Source organism: Snuella sedimenti (assembly GCF_016428595.1).
Taxonomy (GTDB): Bacteria; Bacteroidota; Bacteroidia; order Flavobacteriales; family Flavobacteriaceae; genus Snuella; species Snuella sedimenti.
In genome coordinates, this window is the sequence record NZ_JAELVQ010000010.1 from 129,649 (window position 1) to 146,655 (window position 17,007).

Here is a 17,007-nt window from a genome sequence, read left to right on the forward strand (position 1 = left end):
AGTCGTTTGTTGTTAAGTTGTCGATTTGTTAAGAATTAATGAAATGATTTCTTAAGGCATTATTTTATTGGTTACCGATTCAACCTCTAATCTAATATTTTTATAGTTTTCTTCAGAAATAAATTTTAGTTCTTTTGCAAGAATAGCCTGATTTAGTAACTCTAAAGAGGAACTATATGCAACAGAAAGAAAGTGGGCTTTGTCTTTATTGGTTTGTCTGGCTGTTCCTTCTGCTATATTGGAAGAAATTGAAACAGAGCTTCTTCGCATTTGGGAGACTAATCCAAATTTTTTCTCATTAGGAAATAAATCTGTTGTTTTATAAGTGTTAACAGCTAATAGAATGGCTTCATTCCAAACTTCTAGCTTTTCAAACGAATAAACATGCATAAACTTTGATGTTTAGATGTTTGTTGTTGGACGTTAAGCTGGTTTTAATACATCTAAACAACTAAACGACTTAGCATCAAACACAATTAAAACTTAGTATCCAATTTTATATAATCTAAAAATTCCCGACGTGTTGCTTTATCTTTAAATCTACCACCAAATTCGGAGGTAACCGTGCTACTTTCAATATCTCTAATACCCCTAGAGTTTACGCATAAGTGTTTGGCGTCTATAACACAGGCAACATCTTTGGTGTTTAGTACCTCTTGGAGCTCTCTAACAATTTGAATCGTTAAGCGTTCCTGTACTTGCGGACGCTTTGCAAAATAATCTACAATACGGTTCATTTTGGATAAACCAACAACAGTACCATTGGATATATAAGCAATATGAGCTTTCCCAACTATTGGTAATAAATGGTGCTCGCAGGTGGAGTATACCGTAATGTTTTTTTCAACCAACATTTCACCATACTTATATTTATTTTCGAAAGTAGAAGCACTTGGCTTTTTGTCGGGATCTAATCCTCCAAAGATCTCTTTAACAAACATTTTGGCCACACGGTTTGGTGTGCCTTTTAAACTATCATCTGTTAGATCTAGCCCTAATGTTTCCATAATATGGCGAACATCGTCCTTAATGATGTCTATTTTTTCCTCTTTAGAAAGCTTAAAGGCATCATGGCGCAACGGGGTGCTTTCAGATGTGCCAATATGGTTGTTTCCTATAGATTCAAACTCTTCAAAGTTGCTGTCAATTTTCATCTGTCAAAAAAAATCATGATTTTAAGTTTGCAAAGATAAGTAATTCCGTTTTGTTATGTTTTGTATTAACAAACAATTAATTTTAGGGGTTTGTCTGTGTTTCAACGGATTAATTACATAAAAAAAAATAAGAAGCCCGAACTTTTTGGTTCGAGCTGTAAAGATTGTATGTTCATTAGGTTTTAAATATTAAAACTTAACGATAGTGTTACGTTAGTATCTGTTCTGTCTATATTGGCAGTATCGACAAGCCCGATGTTATATAGAGGTGTCTGGAATGAGCGATTGGCCTGATCGAAAGTAAGGTCCAGTTTGGTATTTCCAAAGTTAAGGCCAAGACCAAGGGAGTAGCCGGTTAGATCGCCAACGGTTACGCCATTTTTGTATGGGCTCTCCTCAAAGCGATACCCACCCCTAAAGCTAAATTGTTTGTATTTGTACTCACCTCCCAATCTGTAGGTGGCTGCATCGGTTAACGTATTGCTTATTTTATTGTTTTCGAAAGCAAAATCGGGGTCAGACGTTGGCTTAAACTTGGTTGCACTATAGTCTTTCCTAGAATAGTCAAAACTCAATAAACCTTGTGTTCCAAAAATGTAGGCTAGGCTTCCTGTAAGCTTACCGGGAGTTTGCAGTTTGTATTGGGGATATACGTTTACGATTAGAGGATTGATTTCAATAAATCCATTTATTCCGTCTGTAGCTATAAATTGTGAAGCTTCCTCTTCAATGGTATACCAGGTGGGGGAATCGTAAGTTAAACCCACTCTAAATTCTGGGCTTAGTTTTAAGATACCGCCTAATTGAAACGAAAACCCGCTACCCGTGGTTGATAAATTATTTTCAAATTCTATATATTCCACATCGGATGTATTTGAGTTTTCTTCAACCAAAAATGTAGAACGGTCGTAATTTATAAAATGGGAATTTAAATTTAAACCTAAGTAAAGGTTATCGTCGTATTGAGCCCCCATATTAAAAGAAATCTTGCCGTTATATCCGGTAGCTGCATAGGTGTAATCATGAAAGAAATTACCATTATTTAAATTAATGGTATATTCCGTATTGGCATCATTGTTAATATCTACTGGTTCTAAAATAAAAGACTCATAACCTAAAAATGCCTGTTGATGGCTGTAACCATATGCACTGCCTATTTCTTGATAAGCTTGTGAGTAGGTCTCCCCGTCGAGTCTTTCTATTTCATCTAATCTCAGACCATTTGCATAATCGAAAAAATAACTTGAAATGGAGTTGTCGAAATTACCACTATTAGTATTGGTGCCAATGGCCCTCCAATTATCATCAAAATTAGCGGTCTTTTCGTAAGCAACGGCTAAACTGAATTTACGCCATGGTGAGTTTGTATTTCTGTTCGCAAAAACAAAGGCAGCACCGCCTTGATTGAGGTCGAAAGTGGATTCGTTGGCACTGGTCGCTGTGTTAAAATAACGTGTATCGTTTTTTGTGTCTATATTAGACAAGGAAAATGAAGCATGACTTTTACTGAAAACAGCTGAACTGGCCGGATTCAAACTTACGGCGCTCATATCGCCCCCTAGGGCGCCAAAAGCACCACTTAAAGCTCTAAAACGAGCTGTTCCTTGTATGTTGTCTTGCGAATAACGCAAAGCATCCGTGATATCTTGAGCGTAGATTGAGGACATAGAAAGTATGCCTATGAATAGTAAATTTAACTTTTTCATGTGTTTCAATTTTATTTTTAGGGTAAGATTTGTTTCGCCCAGTTTACTCTTGACTGTTCAAAATTAAACCAAGTTTATTTTTAATGTTTAGCGACGTCTTCCACTTGAGGCACTAGAACTCCTAGAGCTTCCTGATGAGGATCTGGAAACAGATCCAGAACTTGATCGGCTACTACTTCTACTCGGCGTATAGCTTGAGTTTGAACTTCGAGACGTGCTTCTAGAAACGTTGCCAGAGCTATTACTACTTCTTGAGCTAGAACTCGGTCTGTAGGTAGTGCTTCCCGAACTTCTTCTTACAGACGACGACGATGATCGAACTGTAGAGTTTGAAGTTGGAGCAGAAGCTGTACTGGATCTTCTTTGTGTATATGTTTTTGTATTTGGATTGTAGTATCTGCTACTAGTGCTTCGTCTACTTGTTGTGTATCTGGAAGTAGTAGCGTTGGTTGAAGAACTGCTACGTCTTAAACTACTATTGGAAGCCGTCCCAACTCTATTATAACTACCTCGTCTACTGGTATTGTAAGCAACATTTCTTCCACTGTAATACCTGTTTCCGTAATACCAATTGTTGTGGTAAGGGTATCTATAGTTCCAATAGTTTCTATAAGGGTAACCATAATAACCATATCGGTATCTATATGGGCTATAATAAGACCACCCATAATACCCACCATACCAATAGGGATCATGATATCCCCAATTGTTCCAGCCCCAGTAATTCCAGTATGGACCACCCCATAAATAGGAATTATAACCAAAACCAGAGTGGTAATTTATGGTTATTTGATTGCTATCTTGACCCCAACCAGCATACCCTTGATAGGTGTTGTCGTTTAAAGAACCGTCTTCATTATAGTTGTCACTTTCGTATGAATCTATATCTGTAAAAATGGCTTCGTCGGCAAGCATGTTATCATATTCAAGTGCTTTATTCCTAAAATAGTTTTTGTAGTAATCACTATTGGATTGGTTTGGGATTTCAACAACAGCATCTTCGTATGGCACATTAATTTCTTGGCTACTATAGATGCCATCACTATCGGCACCAACATATTGATAAGAACCGCAAGATGATAAACTAATTAGCAATCCAAGAATAGCTAAATGTGGCATTTTCCTTTTTATGTAGTTAGTAAATTGCATATCTCTAGAATTTTATTGTTGAACATAACAAAAATAGTTAGTTTTGCCGAACTATTTTTATATTTAACATAATCACAATATTTGTGCCAAAAGAAACGTATGAGTAAAAAACTTACCAGTAGAGAGGCCGATTATTCAAAATGGTATAATGAACTTGTTGTAAAGGCAGACTTAGCAGAGAACTCGGCTGTTAGGGGGTGTATGGTCATTAAACCATATGGCTATGCTATTTGGGAAAAGATGCAAGCCGAATTAGACAAAATGTTTAAAGAAACAGGGCACCAAAATGCATATTTCCCTTTATTCGTACCTAAAAGTTTGTTTGAGGCCGAAGAAAAGAACGCCGAAGGGTTTGCCAAAGAATGCGCTGTAGTAACACATTACAGATTACAGAATGACCCTGATAAACCAGGGAAATTGCGCGTAGATCCTGAAGCAAGACTCGAGGAAGAATTAGTAGTTAGGCCCACTTCTGAAGCTATTATTTGGAATACGTATAGAAATTGGATCCAATCGTATAGAGATTTACCATTACTAATAAACCAGTGGGCTAATGTGGTGCGTTGGGAAATGCGTACGCGTTTGTTTTTACGTACTGCCGAATTTTTATGGCAGGAGGGGCATACTGCGCACGAAACAAAAGCAGAGGCTATCGCTGAAGCCAAGTTAATGAACAATGTATATGCAACTTTTGTTGAGAATTTTATGGCCATACCTGTTATTCAGGGGTTAAAGACAGAGAGTGAGCGTTTTGCCGGTGCAGAAGATACCTACTGTATAGAAGCTTTAATGCAGGACGGGAAGGCTTTGCAGGCTGGAACTTCACACTTTTTGGGACAAAATTTCGCAAAAGCCTTTGATGTTAAATTTGCAAATAAAGAAGGGAAGCAAGATTATGTTTGGGCAACGTCCTGGGGAGTTTCTACAAGATTGATGGGGGCTTTGATTATGACGCATAGTGATGATAACGGATTGGTGTTACCGCCTAGCTTAGCACCTAATCAAGTAGTTATTGTCCCAATATATAAAAGTGAAGAGGACTTAAAGGCAGTTTCGGAAGTCGCCAATAGTATTATAAGTGATTTGAGGGCTAAAGGTATTTCGGTGAAGTACGACGATCGTACCACTCAAAGACCAGGAGCAAAGTTTGCCCAGCATGAATTACAAGGGGTGCCATTGCGAATTGCCATTGGGCCAAAAGATTTGGAAAATGGCACCGTTGAATTGGCTAGGAGAGATACTTTAACAAAAGAAACGGTTGTATTGGATAGTTTAACGGAAACTATTGAAAACCTACTGGAAGAAATTCAAAAGACCCTATTTAATAAAGCAAAAGTGTTTAGGGATTCCCATATAACAGAAGTCGATACATTTGAAGAGTTCAAGAGTGTTTTAGAAACAAAAACAGGGTTTGTTTCTGCGCATTGGGACGGTACAGCTGAAACAGAAGATAAAATAAAAGAATTGACTAAAGCAACTATTAGGTGTATTCCTTTGGATGCTAAGGAAGAACAAGGGGTTTGTGTGTTTACTGGAAACCCATCAAAAGGAAGGGTCTTGTTTGCAAAGGCATATTAGAATTTTTTTTGAAAAAAAATTACCAAGCTATTGCAGCATTTAAAAATAGTTGTATTTTTGCAACCGCAAACGAGGTATTGCGAGTTATTTGAAGTATTGCAAGGTTGAATTGTTAAATTTATATTTGCGCACTCAAAAAATAATGGCCCGTTCGTCTATCGGCTAGGACGCCAGGTTTTCATCCTGGTAAGAGGGGTTCGATTCCCCTACGGGCTACAATTTTAATTATATAGAAAGGTAACAAATGGCAAATCATAAGTCGGCGTTAAAAAGAATTAGAAGTAACGAATCCAAGCGTTTGTTGAACAAGTATCAGCATAAAACAACACGTAATGCGATAAAAAAATTACGTGAGTTAACGGATAAGAAAGAAGCTGAAACATTATTTCCATCTGTTGTATCAATGTTGGACAGGTTGGCCAAGAAAAACGTAATCCATGCTAATAAGGCTGCAAACCTTAAATCTGGATTGGCTAAGCATGTTGCTTCTTTGTAGGAAATAAAAATACGGTTATATAATATAAAGGCCTTTCACTAATGAAGGGCTTTTTTAGTTTAATGCTTTACTAGGAACAGTTTGTTTTGGAGCTAAAATAATATTACAAAGTAGGGATTGAATTAATTTAGTGAGTTACAAAAAAAGTGTTGCAAGATTGATTTTTATGGTTTATATTTGCGCACTCAAAAAATAATGGCCCGTTCGTCTATCGGCTAGGACGCCAGGTTTTCATCCTGGTAAGAGGGGTTCGATTCCCCTACGGGCTACAATTTTAATTATATAGAAAAGAAACTAATGGCAAATCATAAGTCGGCGTTAAAAAGAATTAGAAGTAACGAATCCAAGCGTTTGTTGAACAAGTATCAGCATAAAACAACACGTAATGCGATGAAAAAATTACGTGAGTTAACGGATAAGAAAGAAGCTGAAACATTATTTCCATCTGTTGTGTCGATGTTGGACAGATTGGCCAAGAAAAATGTAATCCATGCTAATAAGGCTGCAAATCTTAAATCTGGATTAGCTAAGCATGTTGCTTCTTTGTAAGTAAGAGAATATAATAATAGTTATATATAATGTGAAAGCCGCTTGTTAGAGCGGCTTTTGTGTTTTTGGCTATACGGTAATCTTTAAAATGATTTAATCAAGCCAAGAAGCTACTTCTGTCAATGCTTTTTCAGGTGTCTTCTCTAAAGGCCAATATTCGAGCCCTACATATCCAGAAAACCCTGTTTTTATAATGGCTTTAAAGACTTCCGGATAATTTATTTCTCCTCTTTGCAGCTCATTTCTCCCTGGGTTTCCAGCAGCATGAAAATGCCCAATTTTATCAATATTGGAAACTATGTTTTTTATTAACTGACCTTCACTAATTTGTTGATGGTATATGTCAAAAACCACTTTAATGTTAGGGCTATTTACAGCTTCTATTATCTTGAAGGCTTCATCGCTATTCACTAAAAAATATCCTTTGTGATCAATTAGTTCATTTAAAGGTTCAATAACAAGCGTGATACCAGCCTCCTCTAAAAAAGGAGCAGCAGCTTTTAAGCCGTCTACCAACGATTTAAACTGTGTCGCTCTTGGTACATCAATTATAAAGTCGCCAACTTGCGATATTAAAATGTCAGTTTTTAGCTTTTTTGCAGTAGCTATCGATTCTTTTAAGCCTTTTAAATATTGGTCTCGAAGATTAGCGTCAACAAGGCTTATGAATTTTGTACAACAAGCTGAAATTTTTAGATTGTTTTCTAACTGGGCTTTTACCAAAGCATCTAAATCTTTATCCCACCAACCCCAAAACTCTATAGCGGTAATTTCACTTTGCCTAACAGATTTACAGGCTTCTTCAAAAGATTTGCCTTCAAAAACAGCATCAATGCATACTGACGGTTTAAGTTTATTCATTATATTATAAATGTATGGTTTTAAAAAGGGCCTAATTTAAAGTATATTATTAACAAAACCCAAAAAACACCATACCGTTGGGATAAGAACTGATCTTATTGTTTGATTGGATTAATAGCTTTGTGCTCGTTTAGTAAAAAGTCTTTGAAATTCTCATTTTCAGAAATTCCTAAAAGTGTTGCGCTGTGCTGAGAGTTAAAGTTTAATTTTATCAGTGAACAGCGCTGTACCTCTCAACGGTATTAGGCTAATCATTTCCCTATCGGACTATCGTCAACTTTAAGGTCACCAACCACATATTGCATACCATCTAACAAAAATTGAAGGAATTCTGGGTTGTCTAGGCTTTGAGCGTTATGTGAGGGCGAACTATAAAACACCCTGCCTTTGCCGTGCCTTTTGATCCATGAAACGTAATTAATGTTGTTTTCTGGCTTTTCCCTTAGACCTTTTAGTTTGTCTGCGTCTATATATAGGAGTGGGCGGAAGTTGTAGTTGAAGTAGGCATTTTTAAAAAAATAAGGTTCATCAACGTGAGTCAATCCTTTGCCTTTAAAAGCTTTTACTAAAGGGTGGTTTGCGTCAACTTCTTTTACATGCATTTTTTGTTGCCTTGGATGGTAATCAAAACTGCCACCTACCATTTCACTAAATTGCTTCGAGTTGTTCTGTACTACAATAGCACCGTGAAGTAGCATAAGGCCACCGCCTTTCTTTACATAATCCATTAAGTTTTCTTCATATTCTATGGCTTTATTGTTAATGTCTTCATCAGATAGTGAGCTGTTTTGTTTTAAAAGATCATAAAATAAATTGCGCTTTGGACCTTCGGGGTTTGAATTGTTAAGAATTATGGCGTCGTATTTTTTAAGATTATCTTTGCTGAAATTTTCAACATCATAGCGAATGTAAATTTCAAAAGCATTGGATTTTTTACCAAGTACCTTAAGCATTTCTATGTTGTGTGGAATGGTCCAATGCTTAAATCCTGTAGCCTTTGAAAAAACCAAAATACGTTTTTTACTTACATTCTTTACTGTAGGTTGATTTGGTGCTAGGCGCTCTATTTTTGAAATCCACTCGGGAGAGACCTCAAATTCATCCAATTTTTGAGCTGTTGAGGCTGATATAAAGAAAGTGATAAAGAGTGTTGTGATTATTAGTTGCTTTGTTTTCATTTTGTGTTATTTGTTGCTTATTGAAGATGTTCTAACTATTAATTCGTGCTTTAAAAGGATGGATTCTGCCGACTGAATGTTAATGTTGCCCTTTAAATGGCTTATAATACTTTGTCCAGCTAAAACACCTAATTCGTAACCGGGATAATTAATGGTACTTAGGTTGGGTTGGATTATTTCTGAAACAGGATTATTGTTAAAACCTATAATTTTTATGTCTTTTGGAATTTGAACGCCTTCTTTTAAAAGTGCTTGAATACAAGCCACAGCCATGGCGTCATTTGCAAAAAAAATACCGTCGAATTTTTCTTTAGAATTTTTTATGTGCTCCATAACAAATTCTACTTTTTTAGGATCCAGATCTGTTTCATAAAGATTGTAAGGAGTGAATTTTAGCTTGTGCTTATATAATGCATCTTTAAAACCATTGAAACGATTGTTGTAAGCATTACGTTTTAAATAGCCGCTTACATGAAGGATATTTTTACATCCTTGCTGAATTAAATGCTCTGTGGCATCGAATCCAGCTTGTCTGTTGTCTATTAAGATTGTTGGACAATTTGGAAAATAATCAACCCTATCAAAAAACAAAAGGGGTATCTTTTGTTCCCTGAATATTTCAAAATGCTCATAGTTGGTAGTTTCATAAGCTAACGATACCATTAATGCATCAACACCACTGTCGTATAATGTTTTGGCATTAAGTTTTTCTTTTTGTTCAGATTCTAAGGACTGACTAATAATAAGATTGTAATTATGTTCGTTAGCTACTTTTTCAATACCAGAAAGCGCATCAGACATAAAAGGTGAGTTTAATTTTGGGACAATAACACCAATGGTGTTAGATTTTTGTTTACTTAAGTTGGCAGCAAATTTATTAATGCGATAGCCGGAACTTTGTGCATATGATACAATTCGTTTTTTGGTGTTAAAACTTATTGAGGGATGATTATTTAATGCTCTGCTTACGGTTGCCGGAGAAACATTAAGCGCTTCAGCTAAGTCATAAATGGTTATTTTTTTATCCATTTAAATATTGAGTTTTTTCAATGCAATACTACGAAATAATCATTAAACTGTCTTGGTTTTAAGTCTGAAATATGTTATTATTTTATGTGATTGTTTAATTATATGCTATGTTTATAAGTTATCTTTATTGTTTGTTTTGTTTTACTGAAATATAGTTACGCAATCGGTTGCGTAATATGTTGCTTTTGATTATGTTTGCTAAATCCTAAAAAAACAACTGTTGATTGTGTATCGTTTAAATTTTATTAAGTTGAGGTATGTGGTTTTGTTAGTACTCTCTATGAGTTGCTTTTTGTCTTGTGCCAAAAAAGAAAGATGCTATTTTAAAGTTGAAGGAGGTAAATCTCTTGTAGCAACTCCGGTTGCATTAGATGTGTCAAAGTTAATGTTCAATACATTTAAGTTGTATAATGAAGGAAAGGAAGTAGCCTGTCAAGTAAATAGAGAGACCAATACACTTTGGTTTATGCATCTTCCCGGCCAATCAACTTCTTATATGCTTGAGGAGGAACATGTAGCGATCGAACAGGAAAAGGAATTGCTTGCTGTCAAGGAGAATGGAAGTCTTCACCTAACGTTGGATAACAGACCCTTGTTACAATATCGATATGATATGCATTATCCGCCAGAAGGTGTTGATTCTATTTTTAGGAAATCTGGATACATCCACCCTGTTATCACACCGAAGGGAGATACTTTGACCCGTATAAATCCTCCAGACCATTACCATCATTACGGTATATGGGGGCCATGGACTCACACACAAATTGACTCAGTGCGCGTGGATTTCTGGAATTTAGGGGATGGTCAAGGCACGGTTCTTTTTAAAGAATTTGAGTCCATTGAAAGGGGAGCTGTTTATAACGCATTTAATGCCGTTCAAGAACACATTGATTTAAAGACTAAAGATGCGCCCCAGGTTGCTCTAAACGAAAACCTGAAGGTATCTTTATGGAACCTAGGTAGAGATGATCGCTATATGTTCGATTACAGTTCGAGTTTTAGTTCGTCTCTAGAAGAAGGTGTCCTTTTTGAAGCCTATAGGTATGGAGGCGGTCTTGGCATGCGATTTCATGAACGCTGGCACAAAGACAATTGTAAGGTGTTAACTTCTGAAGGAATGACGCGATTAAACGCAGACGGAACTAATGCGCGTTGGGTTATAGTAAGTGGAGAAAACAGTAGAGGAGATGGTACTAACGGCATCTTATTTATGAGTCATCCTGATAATAGAATGCACCCAGAACCCATGCGTGTATGGCCAATAGATGCGAATAATGGTAGAGGGGATATGTTTTTTGAGTTTTGTCCTATCCGCCACAAAGAATGGAAAATTGAACCCGACAAAACTTATGACCTTAAATATAGAATGGTAGTTTTTGATGGGGAATTAACAGCTAACGAAGCCGAGGCTTATTGGCAAGCGTTTGCCAGTACACCACAAATAAAAATTGTTTCACATTAATTTAATAAAGTAAATATGCATAGAAGAAAGTTTATTAATAAAACAGCACTTGGGACGGTCGCCGTGGTAGGCTTTCCATCCATAGTCCCAGCACACGTGTTGGGTAAGAATGCACCTAGTAACAAAATAAATATTGGACAAATTGGTTGCGGTCGTATAGCGCGCGACCATGATATACATGATACCATTCGTTTTGATGATGCTAGATTTGTTGCTGTATGCGATGTGGATTCCAAAAGAGCCGTTGATGCTAAAAATCTGGTTGATGGCTTCTACAAGAAGAAGACAGGGAAAGATAATTATATGGATACCAAGGTGTATGAAGATTATCGGGAGATGTTAGTTAACAAAGATATTGATGCAGTAGTTATTAGTACACCAGATCATTGGCATTCGCAACCCGCAATGGAAGCAGCTTTGGTAGGTAAGGATATATATTTACAAAAGCCTACCTCATTAACTGTAAGGGAAGGGCAACAGTTACGTGAAGCCGTACAAAAAAGTGGAGCCATTTTACAGGTAGGTACACAGCAACGTGCCATGCCTCAATTTCGTGTTGCTGCCGAGTTGGTTAGAAACGGACGTATAGGTAAGCTGCACACAGTTAAAATTGGACTTCCGGGAGACCCCGCAGGGCCAGAAGCACCAGAAATGCCTATTCCTTCAAACCTAAATTTTGATATGTGGTTGGGGTCAACTCCAGAAGTACCATACACAGAAATAGGTGTACATCCCCAGAATGGTTATAGTAGGCCGGGTTGGCTACGTCAAAGAAATTATGGAGCTGGAATGATTACCGGGTGGGGGCAACACCATTACGATTCTGCAGCCTGGGGGATGAATACCGAGTTAACCGGACCTATTTCTGTTGAAGCACTGGCCGAGTTTCCAAAATCAGGGCTTTGGAATGTACATGGTGATTTTTTTGTAAAACACGAATACGAAAACGGCATTACAGTATACACGAGTGGTGGTTATACAAATGGTATTAAGTACATAGGAGAAGATGGGTGGATTTTTGTGTCACGAGGTGCTTATACAGCTTCGGCTTCCGATCCGGTTGATAAAGAAAAAAGTGCGAAGGCATTAAATGCTTCCGATCCAAAAATATTAGAATCTGTAATTGGCGATAATGAAATTCACCTTGAAAAAATAGACGACCAACACGGTAATTGGTTAGATTGTATAAAAACCAGAAAGCAACCTATTTCACCTATTGAAAAAGGCCATAAAGCCTGTGCTATTTGTTTGATAAGTGATATCGCAATGCAGTTTGACAGAAAATTAGAATGGGATCCAAAGAATGAAGTGTTCATAAATGACGATGAGGCCAATGCCATGTTACGCCGTGAGCAGCGTAAACCATATGGTACCGATTATGTAAAAATATAATTTAGATAGTATTAGGAAGCACCTCCGCTTCAATAAAAGGGGTGTTTTGATTTATTAAAGAAAATCAGGAGTTATGTTAGTTTATAGTTTCAGGTTTTAATAGATAGTATAAAATGAAATACTTAGTATTAATATTGTTGATGTGTTTTGTTATGTCATGTGCTAATAAAAAGCATTCAGAACAAGCGGTTCAGGAAGAAAAGCCAGAAAAAGTTAAGCTAATGACTTTGGATCCTGGGCACTTTCATGCAGCACTGGTTCAAAAAACGATGTATGACCAAGTCGATTCCAATATTTATGTTTTTGCTCCCGATGGGCCAGAGGTAAAAGATTTTTTAAGCAAGATAGAATCCTACAATTCAAGGGAAGATTTACCTACCCAATGGAATGTCAAGACATTTTTAAGTGATGACTACTTAAATCAAATGTTAGAGAAAAAACCAGGTAACGTTATGGTAGTAGCTGGAAAGAACTCTAAAAAAATAGATTATATACTAGCAGCTGTAAAAGCCGGGTTAAATGTATATGCCGATAAGCCTTTGGTAATAAATCCAGAAGGTTTTGAAAAGCTTAAGGAAGCCTTTAGCATAGCTAAGAAGAATAATGTGTTGATTTATGATATAATGACCGAAAGGTTTGAGTCGACTACAGCTATTCAAAAATTATTTTCCACCTTGCCCGAGGTTTTTGGTGATTTAGAAGTAGGTACGCTATCTGATCCGGCCATAAGCAAGGAAAGTGTGCACCACTTTTTTAAGTATGTTTCAGGTAAACCGCTAGTGCGCCCCGCCTGGTTTTTTGATGTTAATGAAGAAGGAGAGGGAATTGTTGATGTAACTACACATTTGGTTGATTTAATACAATGGGAGGCTTTTCCAGATCAAATTATAGACTCAACTAATATTGAAATGCTGAGTGCCAAACGTTGGGCGACCGTGTTAAGTAAGGAGCAGTTTAAAAAAGTTACGGGATTAGAAGCTTTTCCAGAATACCTTCAAAAGGATGTGAAAGATGGAAAATTACATGTGTACTGTAATGGGGAAATGATTTATAAAATTAATGGGAAGCATGCTAAGGTGTCGGTTGTTTGGAATTATCAAGCACCTGAAGGTACTGGAGATACGCATTATAGTATCATGAAAGGCACTAAAAGTAACCTTATCATTAAGCAAGGAAAAGAGGAAGACTTTAAACCTACGTTGTATGTGGAAGCTAAATACAACAAGGGATTTGAAGATGCATTAAATAAAGCATTGTCAACAGATGTAGAAAACGTATTCCCGGGAACAAGCGTAGAGAAAGTATCAGATAGTATTTGGAAAATTAAGGTGCCCGAAGTCTTTAAAATTGGTCATGAAGCGCATTTTGCACAAGTAACAGAAAACTACCTAAAGTATCTCGAAGCTGGTAAACTTCCAGATTGGGAAGTCCCCAATATGATTACTAAATACTATACAACTATTGAAGCTTATAAAATGGCTGCTAATAACTAACTAAGCATGAGGTATTTTGTATGAAACGAACATTAAGAAATTTTAAAAATTACTTCACAAAAGGAAATGTTTAAAATTTTTAATGAGAGAACGAGTGTAAGGAGTGGTTGCACACGTTCTTAATTTTATAATTACAATAAAATCAATTAATTACTAAAATTTAAACGTGTGAAAATAAATAAGGCTTTATTTATGCAGAAGCATTGGGTTTGTTATCTTTGAAGGCATTAGTATATTAATGTCGGATAAAAGTCCTTTTTAAATTTATAGTAAACGAATATACAATCTGAAAACCTGTAAAACTCTTATCTAAGATATCATTTAGATAAGGGTTTTGTACATTTTAGGTTGTGGCGTATTATAAAGAAAAGGGTAAACGTTTAACCGTTAAAGTAAATTTGGATGAAACTAAGATATAGTGTTTTCTTAGGGGTATTAATTATTATATTAGGTTGTAAGCCATCATTTGATGAGCCTCAAATTGCATTGGACAATTATAAGATCGAAGACGGTTTCGATCTGGAAATGGTCGCTTCAGAACCCTTGTTGGTAGCTCCCGTAGCGATGGATTTTGATTCCAAGGGAAGGATTTGGGTTGCGGAAATGACGGGGTTTATGAGCGACATAGATGGAGAAGGCGAAGAGGCGCCCACCGGGAGTATAAAAATACTGGAGGACAGGGACCATGATGGCGTTATGGATCATGTTAAGGTCTTTAAGGACAGCCTCGTGCTGCCAAGAGCTTTAGCGCTGGTCTATGGCGGGATCCTTTATGCCGAGCCGCCCAACCTTTGGTTTGCCGAGATAAAGGACGACAAACCGGTAAACCCCATTTTGGTCGATTCGCTCTATGCGGCCGAAGGCAACCCGGAACATCAGCCCAATGGATTGCTGCTTAATATTGACAATTGGATTTACAATGCAAAGTCGCACTATAGGTACCAAAGGAAGGATGGGAAATGGCTAAAGGAACCGACTACCTTTAGAGGGCAATGGGGTATATCGCACGATAATTTTGGGCGCCTGTACTATAACGATAATTCCAGGCAGCTTCTGGGCGACCATGTGCTGCCCAATCGGCTAACGCGTAACAAGTATGCAGCCCCCAAGTATGGGGTTAATCAGGTCTTAACAAAAGACCAAAGGGTATATCCGTTACATGCGGCCTACGTTAATAGGGGCTACGCCAAGGGTGTTTTGGATAAAGATAGTTTATTGGTCAATGTAACAGCGGCCTGTGGACCGACCATATATCGAGGGGGGCTTTTCCCCAAGGGTTACGAAGAGAATGCTTTTGTTTGTGTACCAGAGGCCAATTTGGTAAAGCGAAACATACTAGAGTTTTACGGCGATAGTATAGCAGCCCGTCAGGCATGGGAGGGAAAAGAGTTTTTAGCGTCCACCGACGAGGGCTTTCGTCCCGTTAATTTGAATACTGGACCAGATGGAAGTCTTTATGTTGTCGATATGCACCGTGGTGTTATTGGTCATCATGCTTATTTAAGCCCCTATTTAAAGAAAAGGATAAAAGAGCGCCAGTTGGACACTTTAATTAATTCAGGACGTATACTAAAAGTCAAACATCAAGAAGCCGAATCCTACATTGTCCCTAATTTAGAAACTATGACTGGGGAACAGTTGGTTGCACTATTAAAGCATAAAAATGGCTGGGTACGTGATCGCGCACAGCACTTTCTTGTATTTAAGCAGCTAAAAACTAGTGTCCCAGAATTAAAAGTACTTGCCCAAAACAATAGTGACCCTATAGTGCAAATCCACGCCCTGTATACGTTAAAAGGCCTAGAAGCATTAACATTTGACTTATTGGTGGAAGTTGCAGAAAAAGGAACCCCCGACGTAATTTCGCATAGTTTGATTTTATTGGAAGATTATGTCTCAGAGGACTATGTGAATAAAGTGAAACTATTATTTAATAAATTAAGAGCTAAGAACGATAAGTCTATAGATCTATACTTGGGGTCAAGTATTGGGGTGTGGGCTGCAGTTTCAAAACAGGCATTTTATCCAGTTGTTTTAGATTTGATACGAAAATATGAAAGCAATAATAGAATGATTGAAGCCATTTTAAGTGGCATGGGAGGGGTTTCAGAACAATTGATGGAAAATATGGAGCAAGATCAAGACCTTTTGAAAAGTAATTTTTACTCGCAAATTGTAAAAGTTACCCAAAGTAAAAAAGAAAATAAAACCAATTGGATCTTTTCACAAAACTCCCTAAGTGAAGACCCCAGAACCAAAGGTGCTAAATTATTTCGTCAAATTTGTAGTGCCTGTCATGGAATGAAAGGAGAAGGTATAGAAGGGTTGGCACCACCATTGATGAAATCGGAGTATGTAGCTAAACCAATTGAACGTTTAGGGCTCATAATTCTTAATGGATTGGAAGGTCCCGTGCATGTTAATGGAACGCTGTATGATTTAGGACAAGTGATGCCTGGATTGCGTAATAATGAAAACATAACAGATAGTGATATGTCTAGTATTATATCCTATGTGAGTAATGCATTTAGCGATAAACCGCAAAGCTTAAGTGCCGAAAAAATTAAAGACCTGCGTAGTATAAAGCCAAAGAGCGGTAATGAATTTACCGAGGAAGAACTATTGCAATATGTAATTGAAAATTAATTGATAATAAATAAACAAGACGTTTTAATGAACTTAAAGTATTATACGCTCTTTATTATACTTAGTATACAAAGTTGTAAGCCATCATTTGATGAGCCTCAAATTGTATTGGACAATTATAAGATCGAAGACGGTTTCGATCTGGAAATGGTCGCTTCAGAACCCTTGTTGGTAGCTCCCGTAGCGATGGATTTTGATTCCAAGGGAAGGATTTGGGTTGCGGAAATGACGGGGTTTATGAGCGACATAGATGGAGAAGGCGAAGAGGCGCCCACCGGGAGTATAAAAATACTGGAGGACAGGGACCATGA

Annotated in this window: 15 protein-coding genes and 2 tRNA genes; 10 read left to right on the plus strand and 7 right to left on the minus strand. The window is 37.1% G+C overall.

Features of this window, described 5'->3' with window-relative positions:
• Positions 1-51 precede the first annotated feature (51 nt).
• The 4 genes from JF259_RS09725 to JF259_RS09740 form a co-directional block, all read right to left on the minus strand.
• A complete protein-coding gene (locus JF259_RS09725) occupies positions 52-390 on the minus strand; it encodes a four helix bundle protein (RefSeq protein WP_199115119.1) in 339 nt (112 codons plus the stop codon).
• Between the two features lie 86 nt (positions 391-476).
• Positions 477-1,154, minus strand: coding sequence for a GTP cyclohydrolase I FolE (gene folE / locus JF259_RS09730; protein WP_199115120.1), 678 nt, complete (start codon positions 1,152-1,154; stop codon positions 477-479).
• A 182-nt stretch (positions 1,155-1,336) separates the two neighbouring features.
• Positions 1,337-2,860 carry an OmpP1/FadL family transporter gene (locus tag JF259_RS09735; protein ID WP_199115121.1) on the minus strand — a complete coding sequence of 508 codons (1,524 nt, stop codon included), beginning with the start codon at positions 2,858-2,860 and terminating at the stop codon, positions 1,337-1,339.
• Between the two features lie 87 nt (positions 2,861-2,947).
• Positions 2,948-4,009 (minus strand): hypothetical protein, encoded by a 1,062-nt coding sequence (locus JF259_RS09740; RefSeq protein WP_199115122.1) that lies wholly within the window; start codon positions 4,007-4,009, stop codon positions 2,948-2,950.
• A 99-nt stretch (positions 4,010-4,108) separates the two neighbouring features.
• Between JF259_RS09740 and proS the strand changes: the two genes are divergently transcribed.
• The 5 genes from proS to rpsT (JF259_RS09765) all read left to right on the plus strand — a co-directional run bounded on the left by proS (position 4,109) and on the right by rpsT (JF259_RS09765) (position 6,632).
• Positions 4,109-5,587: a proline--tRNA ligase gene (gene proS, locus JF259_RS09745; protein ID WP_199115123.1), complete on the plus strand. Its 1,479-nt coding sequence runs from the start codon at positions 4,109-4,111 to the stop codon at positions 5,585-5,587.
• A 144-nt stretch (positions 5,588-5,731) separates the two neighbouring features.
• Positions 5,732-5,803, plus strand: a tRNA-Glu gene (locus tag JF259_RS09750).
• A gap of 28 nt (positions 5,804-5,831) precedes the next feature.
• Positions 5,832-6,083, plus strand: a complete 252-nt coding sequence (gene rpsT / locus JF259_RS09755; RefSeq protein WP_199115124.1) for a 30S ribosomal protein S20 — start codon at positions 5,832-5,834, stop codon at positions 6,081-6,083.
• Positions 6,084-6,280: 197 nt separating this feature from the next.
• Positions 6,281-6,352: transfer RNA gene (locus JF259_RS09760), tRNA-Glu, on the plus strand.
• Positions 6,353-6,380: 28 nt separating this feature from the next.
• The gene (gene rpsT, locus JF259_RS09765) at positions 6,381-6,632 is read left to right on the plus strand and encodes a 30S ribosomal protein S20 (RefSeq protein WP_199115125.1); all 252 of its coding nucleotides are present in this window, start codon (positions 6,381-6,383) and stop codon (positions 6,630-6,632) included.
• A gap of 93 nt (positions 6,633-6,725) precedes the next feature.
• On the opposite strand, the gene JF259_RS09770 is transcribed toward rpsT (JF259_RS09765), so the two are convergent.
• The 3 genes from JF259_RS09770 to JF259_RS09780 all read right to left on the minus strand — a co-directional run bounded on the left by JF259_RS09770 (position 6,726) and on the right by JF259_RS09780 (position 9,700).
• Positions 6,726-7,493 carry a TIM barrel protein gene (locus JF259_RS09770; RefSeq protein WP_199115126.1) on the minus strand — a complete coding sequence of 256 codons (768 nt, stop codon included), beginning with the start codon at positions 7,491-7,493 and terminating at the stop codon, positions 6,726-6,728.
• A gap of 251 nt (positions 7,494-7,744) precedes the next feature.
• Entirely contained in the window at positions 7,745-8,671 is a 927-nt protein-coding gene (locus JF259_RS09775) for a ThuA domain-containing protein (protein ID WP_199115127.1), read from the minus strand.
• A 6-nt stretch (positions 8,672-8,677) separates the two neighbouring features.
• Positions 8,678-9,700, minus strand: a complete 1,023-nt coding sequence (locus JF259_RS09780; RefSeq protein ID WP_199115128.1) for a LacI family DNA-binding transcriptional regulator — start codon at positions 9,698-9,700, stop codon at positions 8,678-8,680.
• 226 nt (positions 9,701-9,926) lie between these two features.
• Here JF259_RS09780 and JF259_RS09785 point away from each other — a divergent pair, with 226 nt between their 5' ends.
• From JF259_RS09785 to JF259_RS09805, 5 genes are all read left to right on the plus strand, one after another.
• Positions 9,927-11,165: a DUF6807 domain-containing protein gene (locus JF259_RS09785; protein ID WP_317192078.1), complete on the plus strand. Its 1,239-nt coding sequence runs from the start codon at positions 9,927-9,929 to the stop codon at positions 11,163-11,165.
• A gap of 15 nt (positions 11,166-11,180) precedes the next feature.
• Entirely contained in the window at positions 11,181-12,557 is a 1,377-nt protein-coding gene (locus JF259_RS09790) for a Gfo/Idh/MocA family protein (protein ID WP_199115129.1), read from the plus strand.
• A gap of 113 nt (positions 12,558-12,670) precedes the next feature.
• Positions 12,671-14,050: a putative oxidoreductase C-terminal domain-containing protein gene (locus tag JF259_RS09795; protein ID WP_199115130.1), complete on the plus strand. Its 1,380-nt coding sequence runs from the start codon at positions 12,671-12,673 to the stop codon at positions 14,048-14,050.
• A gap of 402 nt (positions 14,051-14,452) precedes the next feature.
• Positions 14,453-16,696 carry a PVC-type heme-binding CxxCH protein gene (locus tag JF259_RS09800; RefSeq protein ID WP_199115131.1) on the plus strand — a complete coding sequence of 748 codons (2,244 nt, stop codon included), beginning with the start codon at positions 14,453-14,455 and terminating at the stop codon, positions 16,694-16,696.
• 27 nt (positions 16,697-16,723) lie between these two features.
• The coding region (locus JF259_RS09805; protein WP_449618957.1) for a DUF7133 domain-containing protein at positions 16,724-17,007 on the plus strand (284 nt) is incomplete at its 3' end.